Below are 24,661 nucleotides of genomic sequence, written 5' to 3'. Positions count from 1 at the left end.
TAACAGATGTGTGAATGATGATAATTACTTTTGTAAAGCAATCCCCAAAACTGTATTCCATAACCAATTTTTCCCCATTAATCCAAACCTAACTGTTTTTACCTTTTGGTTTTGAAACGTTTACATATTATATAGAAGAAACTCGTCACAAAATCTACAATTCTGAACAGTTTCTTCAATTGTTTATTGGTGATCCTGTCGTAACTCGTACTTATTATTTGCCACCTTTATGAGCGTATCGTGCATTTCTGTTGGTGACATGGATAGCAGGTTGTCGGTTAAATGTGTTAATAGTCTTGATTCCAACATAACAGCTCGTCCCATATGAATTTTCGGGAAGATTTGTTTTGGATGGACCTCGTTTTCGTTGAGTAGCTCTTCGTACATTTTTTCACCTGGACGCATGCCCGTATAGTGAATACCAATCTCTTCTATTGTATAACCAGATAGCTTGATTAAGTTTTTGGCTAGATCGACGATTTTCACTGGTTCACCCATATCAAGAACAAAAATCTCGCCACCACGGGCCAATGCTCCAGCTTGGATGACTAGTTTCGATGCTTCAGGGATGGTCATGAAGTAACGGGTCATTTCTGGATGGGTGACCGTTACTGGACCACCTGCTGCGATTTGCTTTTTGAATAACGGAATGACGCTACCTCGGCTGCCAAGCACGTTACCGAAACGGACTGCGACAAACTTTGTTTTACCCTGTTGTGATAATTGCTGAATGACCATTTCGGCAAAGCGCTTTGTTGCTCCCATGATGTTGGTTGGATTTACGGCTTTATCGGTTGAAATCATGACGAAAGTGTCGACGTTATTGGTTTGAGCGGCTTCTGCAACATTTTTTGTGCCAAAGATATTGTTTTTAACCGCTTCCCTTGGGTTTACTTCCATTAATGGGACATGCTTATGGGCTGCAGCGTGATAAACAATATTGGGTTGATGCTGGTTGATGATTTTGTGCATCCGTTTGCGGTCTTGAATATCTCCGATGACTGGGACGATCTCAATGTCTTGTTGATATTGGTTGCGAAGTTCCATGTCAATTCCGTAAATGCTATTTTCGCCGTGTCCAACTAGAACAATTTTTCGCGGCTTGAAACGGCAGACTTGACGGCAAATCTCAGAACCGATTGAACCGCCTGCACCTGTGACGAGCACTGTTTTTCCGGCAAGGTTTTCGGAAATCATTTTCATGTCTAGTTCAATCGGATCTCTACCGAGTAAATCCTCTACTTGAACCTCACGCATGGCACTTACCGAGACCTTACCACTTACTAAATCCTCCAGCTTCGGAATAATGTGCGTTTTGGCTGTAGTTTTTACACATTCGTCAATAATATGCTTCATTTCCTTATTACTAAGTGACGGTATCGCAATGACGATATTATCGATTGCATACTCCTTCACAATCGTGGAGATTTTGCTTGTATCGCCAAGTACTTGAACGCCGAGAATATCGAGCTTGATTTTTGCATTATCATCATCAACGAAGGCGACCGGCTTAAGATCATGGTCTCCATTGGATAGAAGCTGACGGGCGACCATCGTTCCTGCGGCTCCGGCTCCAACGATTAATGTTCGCTTGAAGGCCTTCACGCGGGTAGTGTTCCGACTGTCGATGATTCGTCGCGAAAAGCGCGTACCGCCAATTAATAGCACATGCAGCATCCACGTTAGCAATAAGGCTCTTATGTATATGTTTTGGAATGCAATCAGCTGTACGAGTAGGGTCGCAAGGATTGAAAAGGTCACGACTTTGACGATGACGACGAGTTCGCCGACACTGGCATAGCGCCAAGCTTTGTTGTAGAGCTTATAACTGTAAGCAAAGACATGGTGGCTAAGCAATAAGGCAATCGATGACGTTAGCAGCATCGGAAGTTCATATTTCGGTAAATACGCCTCAAGCGTTACATAGCTAAGGAAAATAGCTGTCATTACGATCAATGAATCAACTATGATAAACGTTGTAATTCTTTTTTTGATTGTCATCTTGAACCTCCTTCTCTATGGTCAATTTTGGGCTGTAGGTTGTTGTGTTAAGTTGTTACATCCCTTTCAAAAATAATAGCTAATGAAAAGTCATGTAAGCGGGCACATGGCCTTTCATTAGCTATTTTTCATAACTATTTAATCGGGCATCAAACCCGCCCTCACACCATCCTCTTGACAACAAGTATCTAAGGCTGCGTTTCCCGCAACCCACAGCATGGCCGAGTGTCTCCATTGGTAACGGAAAGGAGGCATCACCGAAAACGAAAAGCGGAAGCGGCTCGTTCAGGGGCGACAGGCACAAGACGAGCCGGCATGAAGGTCGTTCTTTGACCTTCTTGACGGATTGACTTGTGACCCCGAGCCCCTAGCCGCCGGAGCTAGACAAATCGAAAAGCGTAGGCGACCGGGTAGCGTCGTATGGACTGGAGCACATCGACTGAGATAAAGGAAACACGAAGAGCGCAAGCGATTCGATGTTGACTTATCGTAGGAGATGGGTGAAGTCCACTAGACGTTGGTCGCCGGAGCTAGACACTGATCTAGTCCCATAATTTTTTATCACCAAATATATCGAAATTCTAATTACTAAAGTGCGTATTGTATTTAAGTTAATAAATACTTTAAGGCATTAATTATTAAACAACATTTTTCTACATTTTGGAAGCAATATTTTGATAGTGAAAACCTACATCCTATTGTAGGAAAATGTTCATTTTGGGAAGTTTTTCAGAGAGGTTTAATTGTTCTTTTTAAAGAACAAATGGTTTATATGGGTTCTTCCTCGTTATTTTTCCATGACAATATACCTATCTTCCGATTTAACACTATTACTTTTCGCCTATAAACTTTATATCAGAATAAGGAAATATTTTTCGCACGGAAAGTAGGATTTTGTCGCTTTTTGTAACTTCTTGATTTTTCCATTTAAAGGACTATGAAGTGCCCTGAAGCGAGCACCTCCCTCTAAACAAAAAAGATCACTTTGTGAGATCACAAAGTGACAAAAGGAGATTAATGATTTCGTTCTATGAAATTGGTCCGAACGAAACATTATGAACAAATAAAACCAATAGCATTACTACTTCATTAATAATTAAACCATAATTCCAATTTGTTTTAATTTTGCAAATTTGGTCATTTAAGCGGATACATTGGACGTTTTCTCCGATTTCCTTACCAATCCCTATAAGGTCATAATTATAGGAATATTTCGTTGTATGGTACATTAGAATTGACAATATTAGTAAAACTCCGAAGTACACCTTTGCAAGCCTTCGCGTCATGCTATCCGGAGGAACTTATCGACAAAGGGTGATTGTTGTGGATTTTTTGGCCATTGGAAAAAAGATTAAGGAATTACGCAAGGTGTATGGACTGTCGCAGAAGGAGCTTGCGAAAGGGATTTGCACGCAGGCGCAGGTCAGCAAAATCGAAAAAGGCGATGTCTACCCTTACGCCCCAACTCTCTATCTCATTTCACAACGGCTAGGTGTCGATGTGAACTACTTCTTTGATATCGGCAGAACACCACGGCTCGACTACGTCCAGGAGGTCAGTCGCCAACTAAAAATTGCGCGTCGTAACCTCGATTACGAGACTATAGAAGAAATCGTCAAGACCGAAATGAAAAACCCGCTGTTCGCGGAAAACCGCCTCCATTTACAGGAACTCCTCTGGCATAAAGGGATTTATGAGTACACGCTGCACGAAAAAAAGGACCAAGCGTTAGCAACCTTGGACGAGGCAATCTCATTAACTTTTGATAAAATCTGGAATGAGCGGGAGATTGAAATTTCACTTTCTAAAGGGATTATTTATTTTGAGGAGGAGCAGTATGACGAGGCGCTCAATGTGTATACCCCGGCAAAGGAGAATTTAGCGCTCATTACCCATGTGCAGGATGATACGATCATGAGCCGGTTAATGTACAACACCGCGCGCACCTATACTAGGCTTGGCCGCTTTAAGGATTCAAACCAGAACTGCTATGATGCGATTGACTGGTGCATCGAGCGAGATAATCTTTATTTGTTAGGCGAGCTTCACTACCAGGTTGGCTACAATTACGAGCTGCAGCAGAATTATCGCCGCGCCAAAGCCTGCATGGAACGGGCTCTCATTATTTTTGAACTGCAAAAGGATGAAAAATATATTAACTATATTAAAGGTAAAATCGAGGGTTGGAGTGAGGTTGTTAGAAGCGCCTCCTGCTAGCCTGATCATTGTTGTTTTTGTTTTTGTGGCGGTCCCTGTTAGGGTTGTTTTTGGTGATTGAATATAGTTCTGATATAGACTGGCTTGCTATTGGTTTTTATCTTTAGTGGAGCTAGTCTATGTATTTTATTTGATTTTGTTTTATGTGCTGTGATTCTATGTTTATTTTGAAATTAGCGGTCTTAAATCTCTCATAATCTCTTCTAGCAGGTTTCCAACAGTGATTTCCTTTTCCTTCGTTCCCAAATCATATGCGCGTTTTATAACTTCCTGAAAATAGTCTTGGTTGTGTTGGTTCTCTTGGTAATTTTGGCTCACTTCTGTCAGTCCTCCTTATGTCTCATAAACCCTATTTTACAAACGACATCCATTCCTGTAAATCTCTTTCCAACTACAAAGTATGACAATATTCTAACATTTACCTATTGTGAAGGCTATTTCCATTTTTCGACAATGTAAGTCACAGAAGGCTTCAGCCCTTGTGTGATAAGCTTTTTTCGATAGTCGAAATATTTAGGGGATGTGAAAATATTGAAGAAAAAACTCGTAAAAGCAGCCACTTTAGCTGTACTTTCCACAGCATTTGCAAGCAGCGTTTCGGCAAATACATACATCGTTCAAAAGGGTGACACCCTCTCTCATATCGCCATTAAATACAAAACAAACGTTTCCGAAATCAAACGCCTTAATCAGCTCAATTCTGATCTTATTTATATTAATCAAAAGTTGGTAGTTTCGATTGATAGTGGTAGTAATGGTGGTGTGGCTGCGGATTTGCCGAGTCCTGGTAGTGTTCCGGTAGCTGTGACGGCATCGGGCGTTGCTGTGAAAACGCATACAGTTGTGGGTGGCGATACTTTAAGCGGAATCGCTAAACGTCATGGGATTTCTCTCGCTGAGCTAATGAGCTGGAACAATCTGAGTGGACATTTGATTTATCCTGGTAATGTGTTGAAGGTTTCGAGTGCAAGTGGAGGTGGCGAGGTTGTTGCGCCAGTTGCGCCTGTGAATAATGAGGTGAGTGCCGGGAGTGGTAGTGGCGCTGTCGTTGATTATTTGATTAAGAGCGGGGATAGTTTAAGCCGGATTGCTGTAGCTCATGGAACAACTGTCCAAAAAATAAAAACAGCAAATCAACTTAGCTCTGATTTAATTTATGCTGGACAAACAATAAAGGTTCCAATTTCGGGCGCGGGGAGTAGTGCGGTGGCTCCGGGTGAGGCTCAGATTGGTGGTGGTGTGGTGGCTCCGGGTGGGGCCCAGGTTGGTGGTAACGTGCCAGTTCCTGTACCGGCGCCGGCTCCTACTAGTGAAGTAGCTAAATTAATCGGGGTGGCTCAGTCAGTGCTTGGCGTGCCTTATGCTTGGGGCGGGACGACTCCGGCTGGGTTTGATTGCAGCGGATATGTGTTCTATGTTTACAATGGTGCTGGCAAACCAATCCCACGCACCTCGGCCGAGGGTTACTATAATCGTTCCTACTACGTGACTAGTCCGGTGCCTGGAGATTTGCTATTTTTCGAGAATACATACAAGAAAGGCATTTCCCACATGGGCATTTATTTGGGGAATAACCAATTTATCCACGCCGATTCCAGTGGCGTGCGGATCACCGACGTGAATAACAGCTATTATAAACAGCATTTTGATGGATTTAAGAGATTTTATTAAGTTTTGATATGCGAGGCGGGCGCTGATGCCCGTCTTTTTTTGTTATGTTTTGGGGTTTGGTGATGTTGATTAGGTAGTGTATGGGATTTATCGGTCGCTTTGGTGGGTTTATCGGTCGTTTTGCGATTTTTATCGGTCGCTTTGGTGGATTTATCGGTCGCTTTGCGATTTTTATCGGTCAATGTGGAGTTTGTCACAGCCCCGCTAGGGGGTGGTTGGAGTTTATCGACGCGTTTGGGTGATTTGTCGACGTGTTTTCGGAGTTTATCGACGCAAATTTTGATTTTATCGACGCGAATTGAGGATTTATCGACGTAAGTGGAGGATGTCACTCGCTATTTAGGATGATTGTATTTGGCGATGAACTTATTCCACCCACCTCCCCTGTCGTTAAAATTTAGTTACATAAAATTCCCATACATAACACATAACTATATGAAAACAGTGATGGGGACGGTTCCTTTTTTCTACTTGTTGATAGTACTTTGCTAGTGATTGGGAAAAATTAGGGAAACGCAGGAACCGTCCCCATGTTTCGGGGGGATGTTTGTATGGTACGGAGGATTTTGGTTGTCGTGCTGATGTTGGCTTTATTTTTACCAAAAGGGACAGTGGCGGCTGGGCATAAGAATGTGATTATGATGGTGATGGATGGGACGAGTTCGAGTGCGGTGACGCTTTCGCGGATGTATCGGGGGAGTTCTCTGGCGCTTGATGAGATGTTGGTTGGCGGGGTGCGGACGAATTCGTTGCAGTCGGCGATTACGGATTCGGCGGCGGCTGGTACAGCTTTTGCCTCTGGGCATAAGACGGTGCATGAGGTGGTCGGGATGGTTCCGGGTGAAGGGTCGCGCGGTTTGAAGCCGGTGGTGAATTTGGTTGAGGCGGCACGGGCAGCGGGGCTTGCGACTGGGCTGGTGGCGACGTCTGAGGTTCAGCATGCGACGCCGGCGACGTTTTCGACGCATGTGAAGCATCGGAGTGAGTATGATGATATTGCGGAGCAGCAGGTTTATCAGGGGATTGATGTGGTGCTTGGTGGCGGGATGGATGCGTTGCTTTCAAAGAATCGCCGTGATAAGGAGAATTTGGTGCCTGTGTTGAAGAGTCAAGGTTATCGGGTTGTGCGGAATCGGGATGAGTTGGGTAAGGTGGTTGATGAGGTAGCTGCGAATGGTGGATTGGCCGGGGCCGGGGCTGGTTCTGGTGCGGATGGGACTGGATCCGAGGCTGAGGCTGTTGGGTCCCGGGGTGTGAAGGTTTGGGGTAGTTTTGCTGGTGGTGGTATGAGCAATCATTTTGACCGGGAGTCGTTGACGCCGGAGCAGCCGTCTTTGGCGGAGATGACGAAGGCGGCGATTGGGTTGTTGTCGAAGCAGGATCGAGGATTTTTCTTGTTTGTTGAGGGTAGCAAGGTTGATTGGGCGGCGCATAAGAATGATCCGGTTGGGATTGTGAGCGAGGTGCTGGGCTTTGATGAGGCAGTGCGGGGCGCGCTTGATTTTGCTGCGAAGGATGGGAATACGTTGGTGATTGCGGTGACGGACCATGGCAATGGCGGGCTGTCGATTGGCAACGGTGTGACGGATATAACGTATATGAAGTCTGAACCGGAGTTGTTTGTTGGTCCGTTGCAGCGGGCTGGGCTGACGCTTGAGGGTGCGATTTCGACGATGGAGAAGGACCGTGGGAATTTGCAGGATGTGGCGGTGCGCTACGGGTTGAAGGATTTGAGTAAGGATGAGTGGCGGCGGCTGGCGCGGGCGCATGATGTGAAGAGTATGGAGATTGAGATGACGAAGATGCTGGCACAGCGGGCGCGGCTCGGGTTTACGTCGCATGGGCACACGGGTGAGGATGTGTCGCTGTATGCGTTCGGGCCTGGGAAGCCGAGCGGATTGTTGGATAATACGGAGCTTGCGGGTGTTGTGGCGGGGCATTTGGGGTTGGCTTGGAATGGCGCTGGTGGCGGTAGTGGTGATGATGTTTCGGGTTTGCGGTATGTGGCGGCGGCTGAGATGTTTAAGGACGGGAAGTTGTCGGTGCGTGGTGCGCGGTCGGCGAACCCGGTGTTGGTGGTAGCGCTGCCGGATGGTGCGGTGCTTGAGTTTCCGGAGAATGTGAATTATTTGCTGAGGAATGGTGTGAAGGAGCAAGTGCCCGCGCCGAATGTGTTTAATGGGAAGGAATGGTTTGTGGCGGTGAGTGGTAGGTGATTTGGGGATTGATGGTTTTTGGTTGCGGGGCCTGGTGGGGGTCCTGCTTTTTTTGTTGGGTTGGGATCACTAGTGGGGGATGGATTGGTGATCTTAATTTGGGATTGGCTGAAAAATAGGGTGCTTATGAGGGTGATAAGTGGCCTCGTTTTTAGATTGTCTAAAAAATAGGGCACTTATAGGTACTCTATGTGCCCTTAATTTAATATTTTCTAAAAAACAGGGTGCTTATAGATGTTCTAAGTACCCTCGATTTTTAATTAGCTTAAAAATAGGTTACTTATAGATACTCTAAGTGCCCTCGATTTTAAACTAGATATAAAACAGGGCACTTATCGGTGTCCTTAGTGCCCTCAATTTTTAATTTGCTTAAAAATAGGTCGCTTATGGGTGTTATTAGTACCCTCGTTTTTTTATTAACTTAAAAATAGGTAACTTAAATGGGCTTAGTGTCCTTGATTTTGGATTGTCTTAAAAATAGGGTACTTATAGATGCTCTATGTACCCTCAATTTTAAACTAGATAAAAAAACAGGGCACTTATAAGTGTGCTTAGTGCCCTCTATTTTTAATTAGCTTAAAAATAGGTCGCTTATAGGAGTTATTAGTACCCTCGTTTTTTTATTAACTTAAAAATAGGTAACTTAAATGGGCTTTTGTCCTTGATTTTGGATTGTCTTAAAAATAGGTTACTTATAGATACTCTAAGTGCCCTCAATTTTAAACTAGATAAAAAAACAGGGCACTTATGGGTGCTCTAAGTAGTCTTAATTTTAGAAAACCAAAGAAATAGGGCACTTAAAGGGGCTATAATCTGCCCCCTTGTTTCGGTGGAATTAGTCTACGAAGCGTGCCATTAGGACTAGATCGTGATAGTCGTGATTGGATTTTTTGATGGCTCTTTTTTTGAGGCCTTCTTCAGTGAAGCCCAGGGTTTTGTAGAGGTTGATGGCCGGTATGTTGTCGGCGAACACTTCGAGGCAGACTTTTTCGATTAAGGGGTTGGTTTCTGCCCATTCGAGGAGTGATTTTAACAGGGCTGTTCCTACTCCTTCGTTTCGGAATTCTCTTTTTACGCTCATGCTTAGTGTGCCTTGATGTTGGATTCGTTGTCTGTGGCCGTTTTCAAAGTGTAAAAATGCGATGATTTCGGTTTCGGTTGCGGCAACGAGGGCTATTTTTCCAGGAGCATCAAGTGTCTGTTGTAAAAATTGCTGTTCTTGTTCGGGTGTTATCGTGAATTCCGCTTGTGTCGTTAGCAAATATGGCGCTTCTGCAAAGATTGCTTTGTTTAAGGTTAGTACTTGTGCGGCGTCGTTTGGTAAAGCGGTTCGGACGGTAAAGCCTTCTCCATTTTTCGCTGTGAATTTCTTTGCTCCAAAATCGCCCATGGTGGTCCTCCTTTATATCGATTTTTCCAAAATGCTTTATATAGCTTTTCCTATAAAATAAATTCATAAAAATAACCCTTTCTGGGGGAAAGGATTATGTTAGGTATGTTCCTATTTTGGCAAGGCATTCATCTAAAATATCATCTATATTTTCATCATCTGAATCATATTTTTTTAGTACTTTTAGGTTTCGCGCTGTCCAATCCAATGATTTAACTTGATCAGTCAATATTACACCAGTTATCGGGTAGCCACCACCATCTAGTGATATTCCCTCTTTTGGTAATTCTACTTCAAAGGGATATCCCTTCTTTTGATTGGTAATAGGACAAACGGCAATAAATCCTGTCGCTTGATTGAATTGTTTCGGTGATAAAACAATAGCGTTCCTTCTCCCAGCTTGCTCGTGGCCAGCTTGTGGATTGAAGTTTAATACGATTAAATCTCCTCGCTCTGGTACAATTGCTTGCATTAAATCAATTCACGCCCCTCGGTTCCAAAATCAATTTCTTCGTGTCGATTTTCAGGAGTAATCTGTGATATTAGTTCTTCTAATGTGTATTTTTTCCGTGTTCTTTTTGGTTTTAAAGTGATGACACCTTCGCTCCCAATCACACTTAATTCCATTTCGGAACCCTGGTCGATACCTATTCTATCAGCAGCCTCTTTGGGAATACGTATACCCAAACTGTTACCCCACTTTTGAGCTATAACTGTAGACATGTAGTCAACCCCTTTATTTTGATTTTTTTTATTTTCTGACTGTTCCTTGGAACACATTATATCACCCCCAAACCGAAAAGTATATACATAGTATATACAATTGTTGTGAAAATGATACTTGCGATTTTCATAGATTTTAGTGCAATTTATGAAGCCTAATTTATTTGAAGTTACAAACGGTATTTATTTTATAAAAATAACATTATTCGCGCATTGTTTTGGTTTGATTTTTATGGCGGTTGTGATTTTTCGCCATTTTCCCCCGATTTTGGTAGAATTTTGTCTATTTGGGTTAATTTTAAAAAATTCTAAATTTTTAGGAGGATTTTTTATTTCTTTCTTGAAATAGTAATATAGCTGAAAAAGGAAGGGAGAGGCTGGTTTGCAGATTATATTAGTGGTTGCAGTATTGTCGTTGCTCTTGCTCTTCTTTAGTACTTTGTTGGTTTATTCAAAGGTTGAGCGGAAGACGCGCGGAAAGATCGCGGCATTTGTGGTAGCTTTTGGGTTTATGGCATATCCAGTTTTATCTGCTGTTTATAGTGAATTTTCAACTCCTTCACATAGCGCGAACGAAGGGCTCGGCATGGCGTTTTTGTTTACTTGGGTGTTAACGGCGCTGATTTTTGTGTTTGCGTGCGTGTTCCGATATAAGCGGAATCAAGATGAAGAGTTGTATGTTTATAATAAGTGATTTGGATTGTTGGTCTTGGATTTTGGATTAGTATTGAGCCGCTAGGGATTGGGATTCCTGGCGGCTTTTTTGGTTGGGGTTGGTCCATGGTCCACAGGGACAGGTCCCTCGTCCTATTGAAATTGGAAGAATTTAGGGAAACGGTAGAACCGTCCCCCTGTTTAGAACCGTCCCCCTGTTTCTAACCACCTATTTTGCATTGCATTCCTATTTTTTCTACTGTTTCTTTTAGGATTCTCATGTCTTCTCTTTCGGGTGGCTCGATTCCTTTTAGTCTGTATTCATATTCTAGATAGTTATATTTATTTTCACCTAGTCGATGGTATGGTAGTAGATGGACTTCTTTTACTCCATTAATGCTTTTTGCAAATCTTGAAATCTCTTCAATTTCGGAAATCTCGTTATTAAAGCCTGGAATAACTGGTACTCGTATAATAATGGGAACACCGAATTCTCCGATAAATCTAGCATTCTCTAATATTCGTTCGTTGGACTTACCTGTGTATTCCACATGTTTTTCTTTATTCGTATGCTTTATATCTAATAATACTAAATCTAACCATGGTAAAACTTCTGCCAACGTTTGTTTACTAGTGTAAGCGGTCGTTTCAATTGCCGTATGCCAGCCTTGGGCTTTGCATTCTTTCAAGAGTTCTTTTGCAAATTCAGATTGAAACAATGGTTCTCCACCGGATAAGGTAATTCCGCCACCGGAACGGCGGTAATGAATATTGTCTTTTTTCAGGACTTTAATTACTTCAGCGACACTGTGTAATTCGCCTGTCATATTTAAGGCTTTGCTATAACAAATATCCACGCATTTACCACATAGATCACATTTGCTAGTGTCTATCGAAAACGTAGGGTTGAAACTAATTGCATTTTGCGGGCATACTTCTACACATTTTCCGCAGTGAATACAATTTTTATCTATGAACATGATTTGTTTGTCTTTTTTTTGGCTTTCTGGATTGCTGCACCATCTGCAACGAAGCGGACAGCCTTTCAGAAATACAAGTGAGCGAATTCCGGGCCCATCATGTACAGAAAATCTCTGGATATCAAAGACAATCCCTTTTGTTGGCACGCTTGTTTCCATTATATTCTGTCTCCTTTATCGGCTTTAATGAAAGCTCAGTTATCATTCATTGTTGATTTTCGTGTAAGTTTGCGACGTAATAAGCGGAGAATTTCCCGTTAATCTATAAAGTGGTCCCTTAAGAAGCCGATATAAGCGGAGGAATTCCGCTTATATCCTCAAAACAAGGCCAAATCCAATGATTTTTATCAAATAAGCGGAAATGCTTCCCTTATTTAGAAGAAAATTTGGATATTTTTAAAATTAACCGGAAATCCTCCCGTTAATTACAAACGCAGGGCATCCAACATTCAGTTATAACACAGCTTTTAAGAAAAATAGGAGAAGCTAATTCCTTCTCCTATTTTTGAAGTGTTATTAGAATGATTGTTCAGTTCTTCTGATGATGTCATCTTGGATTGTTTTATCCAGTGATGTGAAATGTGCACTATATCCTGCTACACGTACAACTAGGTTCTTGTATTTATCAGGATTTTTCTGTGCATCAAGTAATACTTCACGGTTGATAACATTAAACTGAACATGCATACCTTTTTGGTCGAAGTAGCTTCTAACAAGTGCTGATAGGTTTTCTAATCCACTTCTTCCTTCTAGAGCTGATGGGTGGAACTTTTGGTTAAACAATGTACCATTGGAAGCGATGTGGTGATCCAATTTTGCAATCGAGTTGATTGCTGCTGTTGGGCCATTTTGGTCTCTTCCTGAAACAGGGGATACACCGTCAGCTAGAGCCACACCCGCTTTACGTCCATCTGGGGTAGCACCTGTAGCAGCACCCATTGGAACGTTAGCAGAAACTGGATATAGACCTGGTTGGAATGTACCTCCACGTGGATTTGTATACTTCTCCACTTCACGACAGTAGATTAACGCCGCTTCACGAGCTAATTCATCAACCTCGTCGATATCATTACCAAACTTAGGAGCCCCGTTTTCTAGCATGTGACGAAGGTATTCACCATCGCTTGCTTTTGTGCCTCCATCCGCTTTAAGGTTTGGAGTACAATTTTTTAATTGTTCCATGTTAATATTTTTGCCTTCTAACAATAGCTGCTTAATGACTTCAACTAACATATCACTTGTTAAATTATTTAGATCGAGATTATTCTTATTTTGGACTGGAACATTTTCGCAAGACCCGAAGTTTGTATCCAGTGCTTGTTTTAATTGTGCAAAAGTAAGTTTCTTCTCATCAAATACAAATTGTTTCACTGCCATCAGAGAGTCACCAACATTTGCTACACCTACGCCCTGAGGTCCAGTGAAGTTATAATGAGCTCCACCATCTTGTAGAGATTTACCTGCAGATATACAATCATCTACCATAGATGAAAGGAATGGCAGTGGTGCTCTTTCGCCGTGGGCAAGGTCAACGCAGTTATCGGCATTAATGAGGAGTTTTACGAAGTACTCCATTTGTGTCTGATAGGCTTCAAGGAATTGATCAAAGGTTATGAATGTAGTTACATCACCCGTTACAGGTCCAAGTTGTTTTCCATCAATGAAGCCGTTATTAATGGTAAGTTCCAACACCTTAGCCATATTGAAAAATGCTGCATCATGCCAGCCTTCTGTTTTTCCGCCCTTTTGCGGTTCAACACATCCGATAATACCGTAATCCCTTGCATCTCTTAGTGAAATACCGCGGCTTACTAATGAAGGAATCACAACTTCATCATTATAATAAGCTGGCATACCTAATCCTAATCGAGTGACTTCAGCTGCCTTAAGCATTAATTCCTCAGGAGTTTTGTTCCAATATCGAATGGAAATGGACGGCTGCGGTAATTTTGTGTGTGCTGTTGCTTCCAAACAAGCATATGATAATTCATTCGTCGCATCTAATCCATCAGGGGTTTGACCACCAACAATTAAGTTTTGGAACATTGGATATCCACCAAACGCTTTTGTAGAACCCTCATCACGAACTTTGTTGACATCGTTAAATTTTACCCATAGGCAGTCAAGAAGCTCTTGTGCCCCAGTCTCGTCCAAAATGCCATTTGTAAGATCATTTTTATAATAAGGATATAAGTACTGATCAAAACGCATTGGTGAGATAGAATGTCCGTTTGATTCAATTTGGATTACGGACTGTACAAACCAGAATGATTGTAAAGCTTCCTGGAAGTTTCCAGCTGGATTTGCAGGTACTTTTTCGCAAATGCTAGCAATCTGGTATAATTCCTTGATGCGAACTGGGTCAGAGGTCTGAGATGCTAAAGCTCTTGCCTCCTCAGCAAAACGCTGTGCGAAACGAATGACGGCTTTTGCAGTAATCATTACGGCATCAAGGAAGTGTCCTTTTTTAATGGCTTCTGGATCGCCTTTTCCAAGCTTAGCCTTTGCCTCTTCTGCATCCTGAATAATGCCATTAAAACCTTTTTCTAAAACCTTTACATAATCAACACTAATATGGCCTACACCATTAAAGTAATAGTTTCCAACTGTAAATACGTTAGCGTTCATCGCTTCAATTGTTTCCGGAAGCATTAATTCTGTAGCGAGTTCATTCGTTGTTTTTCCATTCCAATATTTAAAGACTTCACGGAGCTGTGTTTTTGTTTCCTCTGAAATTAAGAAAACATCACCAGTACGTTTTGCTAGTGTTTCAAATTCCGCTTCTAGCCATTTATTGGAGAACTCAGGGAAAATCGATGCCGCACGCGGTTTAGTCGTTAAGTTACCAACGATTAATTCATTATCACGAATGACAATTTTCATTTTTGTAAGGATGTTTTCTAAAGCTTTAGCTCTTCTGATCACCATTGGCTGAGCTTCTGTTTGTTTAAATGATTCTGTAATAAGGACTGCTCTTTCTGCTTCAATCTCCGGTGTAACTGAATATAAACCATCAATTAATTTCTGAATACGTGTAGAAGACTGGCTTTGCATATAAATAGCTCCTCTCAGAACAATATATTAGTAGTTTCATAGATTATTTTAGTTAAAAGAAACATGTGTAACCTTTACAAAATAAACGTGATTTTGTATTATATAGATTGATAATTATTGTATTTTTTTGATGTATATCGAATTTTTGCAAGAGATTTTTCCCGAATCTCTTGTTTTTTTATGCAACGCTTTTATGATGACCTTTGTCGGTACCATCACCAGTATTATCGGTACCACCTGTTTTCACATTGAAACTTGGGGCAATCAATTTTTTATAAATGGCTCCACCCAAAATGCCGCCGACGATAGGTCCAAATATTGGAACAATGAGGCCATACATATTTGGTCCAATTGCATCTGTGTTCCATCCAGCTAAAAGTACGAAGATTCTTGGACCAAGATCACGGGCTGGATTCATAGCGAAACCTGTTAGCGGACCAAATGCAAGTCCACAAATTGCGATTGTGACACCAATAGCAACTGCAGGTAACCCAGCTTGCGGGGCACCACCATTTGCTGCGTCAGTTACTGCAAAAATGACCAAAAGCAACAAGGCTGTGATGGACATTTCCACCATAAACGCTTCAAAAAGAGATAAATATTGTGCTGGAAAGGTACTGAAAATCCCAGCGGAGGCTACACCGCTTTCTGAGGCTCTAGTAATTCCTTGGTTACTTTCAAACAAGCTAATGGCATCTCGATAAAGATAATAGACTGCAGAAGCAGCGAAGAACGCTCCCAAAATCTGCGAAATAATATATGGGCCTACCTTTTTCCAACTAAAACCGCCCCAAACTGCTACACCAATTGTAACTGCCGGGTTAATATGAGCACCTGAGACAAAGCCAGCAATATAGATTGCTATAGTAACAGCGAGCCCCCAAACGATCGAAAGTTCCCAAAATGTTACAGTTACACCCGTTGTTACCATAGACGCAACTGCCCCAACTCCGATAAAGATTAGTACAAAAGTACCGATAAATTCCGCAATACATTCTCCCCAAATTTTGTCTTTCATCAGAACCTACCCTTTCTTATTTTGAATGTGTTCCATAAGCATTTAGATAAATATTTCTGATATCATCTTTTGTTGGAATACGAGGGTTAGTACCTGTACATTTGTCCATGAGTGCATTGTCACACATGCTTTCTAGCTTTTGATGGTATTCTTCCGGACTAATGTTCAACTCGCTAATCGTTAAAGGTGTTTTCGTCTCTTTTAGTAAAATTTCGACTGCATAGATTAAACTATGTACACCTTCGGAAACGGATGAAGCAGGGAGGTGTAAAATTCTAGCAAGCTCCGCATATCGCTTTGCTGTTTCCGTTTCAATATCGCTTTCCAGATTTGCATTGTAACGAATGACATAAGGGAGAAGAATTGCATTTGCTCTTCCGTGTGAAATATGGAATCCTCCACCTAAGGCGTGGGCCATACTATGATTAATTCCAAGATAAGCATTCGTAAATGCCATACCGGCAATACATGAAGCATTATGCATCTTTTCTCTGGCCACGATATTTGATCCATCTTTATAAGCCGTTAACAAGTAGTCAAATATGAGCCGTACTGCCTTTTCCGCCAAAGCGTCTGTGTAATCAGATGCCCCAGTTGAAACATACGCCTCAATCGCATGAGTCAAAGCATCTATACCAGTATCAGCAGTTATTATTGGTGGCGCTGTTGTGACAAATCGAGGATCTAAAATTGCCACATCTGGGATTAAGTTATCATCAATCATCGGGACTTTTTTATCCCCAACTGTAATAACTGAGAATGATGTCACCTCTGAACCAGTCCCACTTGTAGTTGGAATGGCAATTAATTTCGGCTTAATCCCTTCTCCTCGTAACTGTTGAGCCAGCGCAATAATACTTTTCGCAGCATCAATTGTTGACCCGCCGCCGAATGCTATGACAATTTCCGGATTAAGATGAAGCATTTTCAATACACCTTCAGCCACGACTTCGACTGGCGGATCCGGTTTAATATTAGAAAAGACTTCATACTCGCTAACGCTGCTTGCCAACACTTGTGTTAGTTTGTCTATAAATCCCGACTGAACCATAAATGGATCGGTGATTACTAGTGCTCTCTCACTTTCTATTGTTGTTAAATATTCGAGAGCACTCGAGGTGAAATATATTTCTGGCTTAATATAAAAGCGTTCCATATCTGTCCTCCTTTCCGAATTCTTCAGTCTACTGCATAATCATTAATCGACTTGAATTTCATCAACGATACCAACAATCGCCATGTCCGCTGAAAGTTTGGAATCCTCGTATATGGAATCTCCCCAATCAACAAGAACAACATCTCCAACTCCAGCTCCAACCGCGTCAATGGCTACCATTGCGGGCTCATCAACTAAGCTCTTTTTTTCATCCAATGTCTTAATAACCATCAGTTTTCCACCGACAAGCTTTTCAACTTTTTGGGTGGAAACAACGCTGCCGATCACTTTTGCTAGAAACATGTCCTTTGGACCCCTTTTCAGTTATTTATCCCTTAAATTAAACTGCAAGTTGTTGTAGTATCATTTTTACTAGATCTTCTACGTTTTGAGTTGATAGATTTAAAGTATTACTAGCTTCTGAATTGCCACCCTTTAAATCCGCTAATTCTTTCACACCGTAGGAAACTTTTCGAATGTTTAATAGATTTTCCGGTCCAACATTATCAGAGGTTGAGCTTCCTCCAATTGCACCACAGCCTAATGTGAGGGCAGGGAATAGATTAGTTGTCCCACCTATACCACCTAATGCACCAGGTGTATTGACCATCATTCTTGAAACAGGCACTTGCAAGGCAAATTCCTTCACCACTTCTTCAGTTTCAGTATGGATGATGAACGAATGACCTTTTCCTTCATTCATTAATAATTCAATTGACCGCTGAAGCGCGGCTTCCTTATTTTCCTCAACATAAAACGCTAGAATTGGTGCAAGCTTTTCACGAGAATATGGGTTTTTCATGCTGACAGTCTTTTGTTCAGAAATCAACACCTTAGTTCCTTCAGGAATCGATAATCCGGCAATAGCTGCAATCGTCTCAACACTTTTACCAACAATTTGCGGATTCATCGTTCCGTTTCCTCTTAGTAAAAATGAACCTAGTTTTTCTGATTGTTCCGGTGACAGGAAGTATGCTCCTTGCTTTTTCAATTCAGCTTTAACTGAATCTTTGCTCTCTCGCTCGACAATAATCGATTGTTCAGAAGCGCATATTACACCGTTATCAAACGTTTTACTTTCGATAATTCGCTTTACGGCTAATTGAAAATTGGCGGTTTTTTCAATGAATGCCGGTCCATTTCCGGGCCCTACACCAATGGCAGGTGTTCCAGAGCTGTACGCAGCTTTTACCATTGCTTCTCCACCTGTTGCAAGTATTAACGATGTATCACGATGGCTCATTAGCTCGTTTGTTCCTTGTAGAGTGAGGATATTCATACAACCAATTAAGCCTTCAGGTGCGCCAGCCTCAATTGCTGCTTGATTTAAAACCTTTACTGTTTCAGTAATACAGTTTTTCGCAGATGGATGAGGTGAGAATATAATTGCATTTCCTGATTTTAATGCGATTAATGCCTTATAGATTGTTGTTGAGGTTGGATTTGTAGAAGGAATCAAACCTGCGATAATCCCAACTGGAACTGCAACTTCCAACACTTTATTTTCCTTATCATCTTGAAGCACTCCCACCGTTTTCATGTCCTTAATTCTGTTGTAAACGATTGTGCTTGCAAACTGATTTTTCAGGACTTTGTCCTGCCACTTACCAAAACCGGTTTCCTCAAATGCCAATTTTGCTAATCGCTCGGCGGCATCATCGGCAGCCTTTGCCATTTTTTCAATGATGGTATCAATTTGTTCTTGTGAGAAGGACTGATATTGTTTCTGAGCTAATTTCGCCTTTGAAATCAAGCATCTAGTTTCTTGAATGGATTGTAAATCCTTATCGATAACATCCATAATCTTTACCTCCTTTTGCAAAGTTCTATGTCGGTTACTTATTTAAATACGAGGGAAATCCCATTTGTTCGAATATAGTCATTTGCCAGAGGGGTAATAATTGCTCCAGTTTTAACCGCAATTCTCTTTTGATTTCCATATCTCTTAAGATCTGCTACTGAGATTATCGAAGAATTGATAACTTCTTCATTGATATGTTCTCGCTTTATTTCTTTTTGAACTGAACTAGCAATCTTGTTGGGTTCAACAATTGTTGGATTCAGCTTGTTCTGGACGACAACTTTAAACTCGGACAAATCAACGATTTTCAAACCAAATGATTGTAATTTTCGCTCATACGTTGACAGCATGTCATTATAGGATTGATTTTTAGCAAGTTCATTTACGATATTCACTGCATTATTTGGATCATAGCTATCACGGACTGCTATGATTTCCTTTTTCATCATAATCGCCCGCGCAATTCCAGTTGTAACAAGATTATCAGCTATCCCTAATGAAACTTTTGCTAGCGTGTTTCTTGTTAAAATCGGAATGAGAATTAGATCCGCAGTAGTAATGGCTTCTTCTAATTCCTGATGGTTGTGGACCAAACGGCCCTTTAAACTTGAAATGGCTGCTTCATTAATAATGGCTCTCGCACTTTCAGACATGACAATGTCACAATGATTGAATTGAAAATCAGTCATTAGCTTTAACAATATTTCAGCATTGACGGATCCACCGCTTAAAAAAATGACTACGCGCCGATTGAATACAGGCATCATTTCTTTAAGCAAGTTTCTAATTAAATCTTCAATATTCACTTATTCGACCCCCAATCTAACCAGCATACATCGCAATTCCAATTGGAGTTACCAAAAGCGGGTTTTCCGGTTTAATGGTTCTAAGTGACGTGTATTTTTCAAACACTTGTTCAATCCCAGTTAAACAACTTGTCCCACCTACTAAGTAAAGCTCTTTAATTTCCTTTGGAATATTGCTCATCGTAATATGGGCCATTTTTTCAATAACAGGACGAACGATTGGTAATATTAATTTTTCATTTTCCTTACTCTTTTTAAATCCTTCAGCTTCAGTAAATGGAAGATTCATATTTCCAGCTACGACAAGTGTTAAATGAGTGCCTCCTGTTGCTTCATCAACTGAATAGGCGACTTTGCCATTATTCATCACTGAAATTCCAGTTGTTCCACCGCCAATATCTACGACTGCCCCTTCTTGAATATTCAGCACGCTCGCAGCTGCCTCAGGCTCATCAACTACTTTTGTTACCTTAAAACCAGCACCTTCCACAACATTGGAAATGACTTTAATATTACCTGACATAATCCCCGGAGGAATTGCAGTTGCCGCTTCATATAGCTCTATACCAAGCTTCGCTTCTACTTGTTGCTTCAGTCTTTTCAAAATATTAATAGCCCCAATAAAATCTACCACAATGCCATCTTTTACAACGTTGGCAGATTCTATTGCTCCAGTAACTGGATTGTTATCTTTATCGAGTACGATAATCACAATATTTGAGGTTCCTAAGTCAACACCGACTTTAAGTTCGTCGAGATTACAAGGACAATCGATTTTCTCTTGTGCCATTTTCATTTCCATATCTTTAATGAGAGCATTCACTTTATCCATCAGGTCTCACCCATTTTTTCCAATGATTCGAACAAGTTCATTGTTTTTGATATCACAAGCATTAGCCTCGTCCATATCTAAATGCAGTTCTAATGCTGAATTGCTTGTTACTCTAATAAGAACATCGTTAAAGATGACTTTCTTATCACCGATTGTTTCTACGTCTACCAAATTTCCGTCTTCTAATCCAAAACTAACAGCATCTGCCTGTGACATATGAATATGCCTTTTTGCACAAATGACCTTTTCGTTAAAAACCAGCATCCCTTTAGGTCCGATCACACATAGATTCTCAGAACCTTCTATTTCACCAGAACAGCGAACAGGAGGTTTAATTCCTAGCGTGAATCCATCTGTTCTTGATATTTCTATCTGACTTTTACTTCGAACCGGTCCAAGGATTCGAACATTTGGAAAACAACCTTTCTTTCCGGCAATACAAACTGTTTCGTTAGCAGCAAATTGTCCAGGCTGTTTTAAAGGCTTCTTAACAGTCAATTCGTAGCCTTTCCCGAATAACACTTCAAGGTCCTCTTGTGACAAATGAACGTGACGGTTAGATATTCCCACTGGTATACGTTGACTTCTGTCTTTGACTTTTGATTTTTTCACGATTTCCGTTACGATATCTTTTAATAACAGTTCATTAACTTGCATTTATATTTCATCCTAACTATTCGTTGTCATTCCCGTTATGGATACACCAGTTTCTAGGCTGACCCTTTTCACGCGGACACTTTGCATCTTTACAAATATTGCATGATGCTTTTTTCTGTTTGCTAACTTTGTCCTCTTGTTCTTCTTGTTCTTCTTGTTCATCGCTTTCCTGAGGATCTTCGATAAATGCATTTATTGGTGAAGGATCAATTTCTATTAATCCCTTATTTTCTTCGTCCATCGTACTGTCTTCAAACTCTATTTCGTTCTTAGTACTGTCTTCCAGCTGTATTTTGTTAGTACTTTCTTCAAGTTCTATTTCTACCTCAGAATCTACTTCTTCGGATTCTTGATTACTTGTACTTGTTTGCCCTGAAATAGATTCCTCTATTTCTGTAGCTCGTTCTATTTTTTCCGAAAAAATCATTGAGCCGATTCCTTCATTCGGACGCGGAATTACAAGGGTATTAAGAACTGTGTTAATTCTTCCTGCACTGATTTTGGCTGCATCAATTGCAGACTTTACCGCGCCTACATCACCTTGTATTTTCACGGTAACGATGCCACTTGTAACTTTTTCATAACCTATTAACTGGACATTTGCTGACTTCACACAGGTATCCGCTGCCTCGAGAGCCGCAGGCATTCCAAGAACTTCTATTAAACCAAGGGCATTTTGAATCATTAGAAAACACTCCTATTTCGGCAACGCTCTGCCAATATATATGCCTACGAACCTGTTACTTGTAACAAAGTTGAGCTAAAGGTAAATCTCTCCTTATTTTTCATATAAAAAGAATTACTAAAGCACGTTCTACCTTTAGCTCTTAGCATTTAAAGGTTTGGCTTTGTTACCGATACTGGATTTTGCCCCATTGAACGTAAAACGTTTAAACCAACCTCACGGGCAGAAAGAAGTGATTGACGAACCGCTCCTGAATCTCCTGTAATCGTTACAATAATTTCATTAGAACGAGCAGTTCCTTTATCGGGGCTCGCATAGGTTACGATATCGACATTAGCCGTTTTCATGGCGGTATCTGCCATTAATAACCCAATGGCAGCCGGAGCACCTACGATGATTCCAAACGCTTTGCCTAGCGGAGCATTAAACGCCTTCTCTAAAGCAAGACTAGCTCTTGCAGTGTAATGCAATTCTAAATGGCCAGCGTCACATCCATACACATCGCCAAACGTTTTTTCTATTTCTTGAAGAGTCACTTCAACCGCTCTTCTTGCATCAGATACATCTTCTGCCGCAAAGATAATGGTTGCCCCATGGCCTGCCCCGCCTTTTGTATCCCTAGCAAGTTCAATTGAAACAATTTCCGTATTAGTGGCTTTAACAGCTTCGTCAGCAGCCATAATATGTGGACCCGCTCCTGTCCGTGCACTAACAAAACCAATCGAACGATATTTTGGATCTAAGCCCATATATTCATGAAGATGACGGTCAACATTGGCAATAACTAAGCCAATCGTATCCCCGATTGCTGTTCCTACGTATTCTGTAACTGGTACCTCAACAGACACTTGATCATCCCTCTTTTCTGTTATTTCTACCGTTTGTTTATTAGATTCGGTATTTGCGATAATTCCTTCGTCTCTTAATTCCTGTTGCGCTCTCTCCAAGACTTTCTGAAATAAATACTCATCCATGTTGATTGCACCTCACTTTATTCTTTAGTGAATTTTGGTAGAATGTTTTCAACATCAACATGTGGTCTTGGAATAACATGTACGGAAACAATTTCTCCTACGCGTTTTGCAGAAGCCACACCTGCATCTGTAGACGCTTTAACTGCTCCCACGTCTCCTCTTACCATAACTGTTACAAGACCTGAACCGATTTTTTCATAACCGATTAACGTAACATTTGCTGCCTTTACCATTGAATCCGCTGCCTCAACTGCAGCCACTAAACCTTTTGTTTCGATCATTCCTAATGCTTCTTGTCCCATTATCGTGCACCTCCGAATAATTTTAATTGTGCTTACATTTGAAATTTTACTATCATACCACTTTGTTTCTTTTTAATATTTCGACCTTAAATTGCAAAAATCACTCATCTGTAAGTTGTACTTTTTTGATTTAAGTCATATTAGTACAATTTTTAAAGAAAGCGTTTCCACTTCAATCAATACTCTGAAATTGAAATTATCAAAAAATGTTCATTGTCAGTTCAGATTATTAAATACAATGTATGTTAAAATTTTCACATACTGCAATTAGCTAGGAGGTCCAACTATGAATAGTACAAAAAATCTCCATTTAACCGACCTCATTGATCAGGAAACATTAAGAAATGTCCAAGATAAATTAGCTAAAGTTGTTGATATACCTGTAATAACCGTTGATGCTAAAGGTGCCCCTGTTGGTAATCAAAGCAATTTTACCCCTTTTTGTAAGTTAATCCGTTCAACTCCTAAAGGCTCTGAGCAGTGTATCTCTTGTGATGCACAAGCTGGACAAATTGCCATTTTGGAAAGAAAGCCAAGGATATATGACTGTCATATGGGGTTAAAAGATTGTGTTGCACCAATTATTATTAACGATCAGTACTTCGGCTCCGTTCTTGGTGGTCAGGTTTTAATCAAAGGAAATCAATCGAAGGATATAATAGATACGAAAAAAATCTCAGAAGAATTTGATTTGCAGATAGAGGAACTTGAAAAAGTAATTGAAAAAGTCCCGATGGTCTCGCAAGAATACTTAGAAAATTGCATTGATTTTTATAACTTTCTGGCCAATCATTTTGCCCAAATGGGAATGAATCGATTGACTCAAGAACGTTTGCTCCAGGAAATTCAGGCAAAACACGTCCTCGAACAAAAAGCAAAAAGCATGGAGCTCAAAACCATTACAGCCCAAATTAATCCGCACTTCCTCTTTAATACTTTAAATTCAATCGCGAGAATGGCGTTAATAGAGGATGCTCCAGAAACTGAGGAACTAATTTATAATCTATCAGACTTGCTAAGATACAGCCTAAAGAATATCGAAGAATTTCCTGTCATTAGGGAAGAGATTAATAACGTAAAACGCTACCTGTTTATACAGACTCTCAGATACAGTGACCGTATTACATATGAAATAGATATTGAAGAGAGTGTGCTTGGATATAGAATTCCTTCGATGGTGCTCCAGCCTATTGTTGAAAATGCCATCGTTCATGGATTAGAAGCCAAAAAAGACGGCGGAACCGTGATGGTTCATGGCAGTAAGGTTTCTGATAATAAAATTGTAATTGAAGTCAAAGATAACGGCGTTGGTATTCAGTCCGATTTATTAAAGACTTTAAACGAAATGAACGAAAATGATATTGGTAAAATTGGTATTGGGTTACTTAATACGAATGAACGTATTAAGCATTACTACGGTATGGATTATGGGTTACATATCAAAAGCATCCCTAATGTAGAAACAATTGTCTCTATTACACTCCCTTGTATTAAAGATTCCCAAAAAGCAATATAATCACGAAA

Annotated in this window: 24 protein-coding genes; 6 read left to right on the top strand and 18 right to left on the bottom strand. The window is 40.8% G+C overall.

The genetic code is table 11. The features are described 5' to 3' along the window. Positions 1 to 183: 183 nt before the first annotated feature. Together FXW34_RS13165 and FXW34_RS13160 are read right to left on the bottom strand one after the other, a co-directional pair. A complete protein-coding gene (locus FXW34_RS13165) occupies positions 184 to 2,001 on the bottom strand; it encodes a polysaccharide biosynthesis protein (protein WP_147534474.1) in 1,818 nt (605 codons plus the stop codon). Between the two features lie 1,028 nt (positions 2,002 to 3,029). Further along, positions 3,030 to 3,242: a hypothetical protein gene (locus tag FXW34_RS13160; RefSeq protein ID WP_147534473.1), complete on the bottom strand. Its 213-nt coding sequence runs from the start codon at positions 3,240 to 3,242 to the stop codon at positions 3,030 to 3,032. An 82-nt stretch (positions 3,243 to 3,324) separates the two neighbouring features. Here FXW34_RS13160 and FXW34_RS13155 point away from each other — a divergent pair, with 82 nt between their 5' ends. Next, positions 3,325 to 4,218, top strand: a complete 894-nt coding sequence (locus FXW34_RS13155) for a helix-turn-helix domain-containing protein (protein ID WP_147534472.1) — start codon at positions 3,325 to 3,327, stop codon at positions 4,216 to 4,218. A 162-nt stretch (positions 4,219 to 4,380) separates the two neighbouring features. Here FXW34_RS13155 and FXW34_RS22950 read toward each other — a convergent pair whose 3' ends face one another. Next, positions 4,381 to 4,536 (bottom strand): YwzD family small protein, encoded by a 156-nt coding sequence (locus FXW34_RS22950; RefSeq protein ID WP_187118949.1) that lies wholly within the window; start codon positions 4,534 to 4,536, stop codon positions 4,381 to 4,383. Positions 4,537 to 4,749: 213 nt separating this feature from the next. Between FXW34_RS22950 and FXW34_RS13150 the strand changes: the two genes are divergently transcribed. From FXW34_RS13150 to FXW34_RS13145, 3 genes are all read left to right on the top strand, one after another. After that, positions 4,750 to 5,889: a C40 family peptidase gene (locus FXW34_RS13150; RefSeq protein ID WP_147534471.1), complete on the top strand. Its 1,140-nt coding sequence runs from the start codon at positions 4,750 to 4,752 to the stop codon at positions 5,887 to 5,889. 80 nt (positions 5,890 to 5,969) lie between these two features. After that, positions 5,970 to 6,131 (top strand): hypothetical protein, encoded by a 162-nt coding sequence (locus FXW34_RS22945; RefSeq protein WP_187118948.1) that lies wholly within the window; start codon positions 5,970 to 5,972, stop codon positions 6,129 to 6,131. Between the two features lie 309 nt (positions 6,132 to 6,440). After that, positions 6,441 to 8,105, top strand: coding sequence for an alkaline phosphatase (locus tag FXW34_RS13145; protein WP_246141044.1), 1,665 nt, complete (start codon positions 6,441 to 6,443; stop codon positions 8,103 to 8,105). 835 nt (positions 8,106 to 8,940) lie between these two features. Here FXW34_RS13145 and FXW34_RS13140 read toward each other — a convergent pair. The 3 genes from FXW34_RS13140 to FXW34_RS13130 all read right to left on the bottom strand — a co-directional run bounded on the left by FXW34_RS13140 (position 8,941) and on the right by FXW34_RS13130 (position 10,275). Beyond that, the gene (locus FXW34_RS13140) at positions 8,941 to 9,495 is read right to left on the bottom strand and encodes a GNAT family N-acetyltransferase (RefSeq protein ID WP_147534469.1); all 555 of its coding nucleotides are present in this window, start codon (positions 9,493 to 9,495) and stop codon (positions 8,941 to 8,943) included. Positions 9,496 to 9,589: 94 nt separating this feature from the next. Then, positions 9,590 to 9,967, bottom strand: coding sequence for a type II toxin-antitoxin system PemK/MazF family toxin (locus tag FXW34_RS13135; protein WP_147534468.1), 378 nt, complete (start codon positions 9,965 to 9,967; stop codon positions 9,590 to 9,592). Continuing rightward, positions 9,967 to 10,275 carry an AbrB/MazE/SpoVT family DNA-binding domain-containing protein gene (locus tag FXW34_RS13130; protein WP_147534467.1) on the bottom strand — a complete coding sequence of 103 codons (309 nt, stop codon included), beginning with the start codon at positions 10,273 to 10,275 and terminating at the stop codon, positions 9,967 to 9,969. The genes FXW34_RS13135 and FXW34_RS13130 overlap by 1 nt, the downstream gene beginning before the upstream one ends. Before the next feature lie 325 nt (positions 10,276 to 10,600). On the opposite strand from FXW34_RS13130, the gene FXW34_RS13125 reads away from it, so the two are divergent. Then, positions 10,601 to 10,912: a hypothetical protein gene (locus tag FXW34_RS13125; protein WP_147534466.1), complete on the top strand. Its 312-nt coding sequence runs from the start codon at positions 10,601 to 10,603 to the stop codon at positions 10,910 to 10,912. Positions 10,913 to 11,093: 181 nt separating this feature from the next. Here the strand turns inward: FXW34_RS13125 and FXW34_RS13120 are convergent, their stop codons facing one another. From FXW34_RS13120 to FXW34_RS13065, 12 genes are all read right to left on the bottom strand, one after another. Continuing rightward, complete coding sequence (locus tag FXW34_RS13120) at positions 11,094 to 12,011, bottom strand: glycyl-radical enzyme activating protein (RefSeq protein ID WP_187118947.1); 918 nt, start codon at positions 12,009 to 12,011, stop codon at positions 11,094 to 11,096. A 357-nt stretch (positions 12,012 to 12,368) separates the two neighbouring features. Next, complete coding sequence (locus FXW34_RS13115; RefSeq protein WP_147534464.1) at positions 12,369 to 14,906, bottom strand: glycyl radical protein; 2,538 nt, start codon at positions 14,904 to 14,906, stop codon at positions 12,369 to 12,371. A 178-nt stretch (positions 14,907 to 15,084) separates the two neighbouring features. Next, entirely contained in the window at positions 15,085 to 15,924 is an 840-nt protein-coding gene (locus FXW34_RS13110) for an MIP/aquaporin family protein (protein ID WP_147534463.1), read from the bottom strand. 16 nt (positions 15,925 to 15,940) lie between these two features. After that, positions 15,941 to 17,080 carry a 1-propanol dehydrogenase PduQ gene (locus tag FXW34_RS13105; protein WP_147534462.1) on the bottom strand — a complete coding sequence of 380 codons (1,140 nt, stop codon included), beginning with the start codon at positions 17,078 to 17,080 and terminating at the stop codon, positions 15,941 to 15,943. Between the two features lie 42 nt (positions 17,081 to 17,122). After that, positions 17,123 to 17,383: a EutN/CcmL family microcompartment protein gene (locus tag FXW34_RS13100; RefSeq protein ID WP_147534461.1), complete on the bottom strand. Its 261-nt coding sequence runs from the start codon at positions 17,381 to 17,383 to the stop codon at positions 17,123 to 17,125. A 37-nt stretch (positions 17,384 to 17,420) separates the two neighbouring features. After that, a complete protein-coding gene (locus FXW34_RS13095) occupies positions 17,421 to 18,881 on the bottom strand; it encodes an acetaldehyde dehydrogenase (acetylating) (RefSeq protein WP_147534460.1) in 1,461 nt (486 codons plus the stop codon). Between the two features lie 38 nt (positions 18,882 to 18,919). Beyond that, the gene (locus FXW34_RS13090) at positions 18,920 to 19,687 is read right to left on the bottom strand and encodes a flavoprotein (protein ID WP_147534459.1); all 768 of its coding nucleotides are present in this window, start codon (positions 19,685 to 19,687) and stop codon (positions 18,920 to 18,922) included. Between the two features lie 16 nt (positions 19,688 to 19,703). Next, a complete protein-coding gene (gene eutJ / locus FXW34_RS13085; RefSeq protein WP_147534458.1) occupies positions 19,704 to 20,519 on the bottom strand; it encodes an ethanolamine utilization protein EutJ in 816 nt (271 codons plus the stop codon). Positions 20,520 to 20,525: 6 nt separating this feature from the next. Next, positions 20,526 to 21,176 carry a phosphate propanoyltransferase gene (locus FXW34_RS13080; RefSeq protein WP_147534457.1) on the bottom strand — a complete coding sequence of 217 codons (651 nt, stop codon included), beginning with the start codon at positions 21,174 to 21,176 and terminating at the stop codon, positions 20,526 to 20,528. 16 nt (positions 21,177 to 21,192) lie between these two features. Next, the gene (locus FXW34_RS23685; protein ID WP_147534456.1) at positions 21,193 to 21,861 is read right to left on the bottom strand and encodes a BMC domain-containing protein; all 669 of its coding nucleotides are present in this window, start codon (positions 21,859 to 21,861) and stop codon (positions 21,193 to 21,195) included. Positions 21,862 to 22,010: 149 nt separating this feature from the next. Beyond that, positions 22,011 to 22,835 carry a propanediol utilization microcompartment protein PduB gene (pduB, locus tag FXW34_RS13070; protein WP_147534455.1) on the bottom strand — a complete coding sequence of 275 codons (825 nt, stop codon included), beginning with the start codon at positions 22,833 to 22,835 and terminating at the stop codon, positions 22,011 to 22,013. Positions 22,836 to 22,852: 17 nt separating this feature from the next. After that, positions 22,853 to 23,137 carry a BMC domain-containing protein gene (locus FXW34_RS13065; protein WP_147534454.1) on the bottom strand — a complete coding sequence of 95 codons (285 nt, stop codon included), beginning with the start codon at positions 23,135 to 23,137 and terminating at the stop codon, positions 22,853 to 22,855. 286 nt (positions 23,138 to 23,423) lie between these two features. Here FXW34_RS13065 and FXW34_RS13060 point away from each other — a divergent pair, with 286 nt between their 5' ends. Beyond that, on the top strand, positions 23,424 to 24,653 hold the full coding sequence (locus FXW34_RS13060; protein WP_147534453.1) for a sensor histidine kinase: 1,230 nt from the start codon (positions 23,424 to 23,426) through the stop codon (positions 24,651 to 24,653). The last annotated feature ends 8 nt before the right edge of the window (positions 24,654 to 24,661 follow it).

Source organism: Bacillus marasmi (genome assembly GCF_902168435.1).
Classification (GTDB): Bacteria; Bacillota; Bacilli; order Bacillales; family Cytobacillaceae; genus Bacillus_BU; species Bacillus_BU marasmi.
The sequence above is the reverse complement of the archived record's forward strand: the minus strand, read 5'-3'. Positions and strand labels throughout refer to the sequence as shown.

Bases quoted from the DNA above. Each gene is read 5' to 3' on its own strand.
- FXW34_RS22945 (WP_187118948.1), top strand. From the start codon at position 5,970: ATGGGATTTATCGGTCGCTTTGGTGGGTTTATCGGTCGTTTTGCGATT.
- FXW34_RS13080 (WP_147534457.1), bottom strand. From the start codon at position 21,176: ATGCAAGTTAATGAACTGTTATTAAAAGATATCGTAACGGAAATCGTG.
- pduB (WP_147534455.1), bottom strand. From the start codon at position 22,835: ATGGATGAGTATTTATTTCAGAAAGTCTTGGAGAGAGCGCAACAGGAA.
- FXW34_RS13145 (WP_246141044.1), top strand. From the start codon at position 6,441: ATGGTACGGAGGATTTTGGTTGTCGTGCTGATGTTGGCTTTATTTTTA.
- FXW34_RS13140 (WP_147534469.1), bottom strand. From the start codon at position 9,495: ATGGGCGATTTTGGAGCAAAGAAATTCACAGCGAAAAATGGAGAAGGC.
- FXW34_RS13135 (WP_147534468.1), bottom strand. From the start codon at position 9,967: ATGCAAGCAATTGTACCAGAGCGAGGAGATTTAATCGTATTAAACTTC.
- FXW34_RS13110 (WP_147534463.1), bottom strand. From the start codon at position 15,924: ATGAAAGACAAAATTTGGGGAGAATGTATTGCGGAATTTATCGGTACT.
- FXW34_RS13095 (WP_147534460.1), bottom strand. From the start codon at position 18,881: ATGGATGTTATCGATAAGGATTTACAATCCATTCAAGAAACTAGATGC.
- FXW34_RS13120 (WP_187118947.1), bottom strand. From the start codon at position 12,011: ATGGAAACAAGCGTGCCAACAAAAGGGATTGTCTTTGATATCCAGAGA.
- FXW34_RS13130 (WP_147534467.1), bottom strand. From the start codon at position 10,275: ATGTGTTCCAAGGAACAGTCAGAAAATAAAAAAAATCAAAATAAAGGG.
- FXW34_RS13105 (WP_147534462.1), bottom strand. From the start codon at position 17,080: ATGGAACGCTTTTATATTAAGCCAGAAATATATTTCACCTCGAGTGCT.
- FXW34_RS13115 (WP_147534464.1), bottom strand. From the start codon at position 14,906: ATGCAAAGCCAGTCTTCTACACGTATTCAGAAATTAATTGATGGTTTA.
- FXW34_RS13100 (WP_147534461.1), bottom strand. From the start codon at position 17,383: ATGTTTCTAGCAAAAGTGATCGGCAGCGTTGTTTCCACCCAAAAAGTT.
- FXW34_RS13060 (WP_147534453.1), top strand. From the start codon at position 23,424: ATGAATAGTACAAAAAATCTCCATTTAACCGACCTCATTGATCAGGAA.
- FXW34_RS23685 (WP_147534456.1), bottom strand. From the start codon at position 21,861: ATGATTCAAAATGCCCTTGGTTTAATAGAAGTTCTTGGAATGCCTGCG.
- FXW34_RS13165 (WP_147534474.1), bottom strand. From the start codon at position 2,001: ATGACAATCAAAAAAAGAATTACAACGTTTATCATAGTTGATTCATTG.
- eutJ (WP_147534458.1), bottom strand. From the start codon at position 20,519: ATGGATAAAGTGAATGCTCTCATTAAAGATATGGAAATGAAAATGGCA.
- FXW34_RS13065 (WP_147534454.1), bottom strand. From the start codon at position 23,137: ATGGGACAAGAAGCATTAGGAATGATCGAAACAAAAGGTTTAGTGGCT.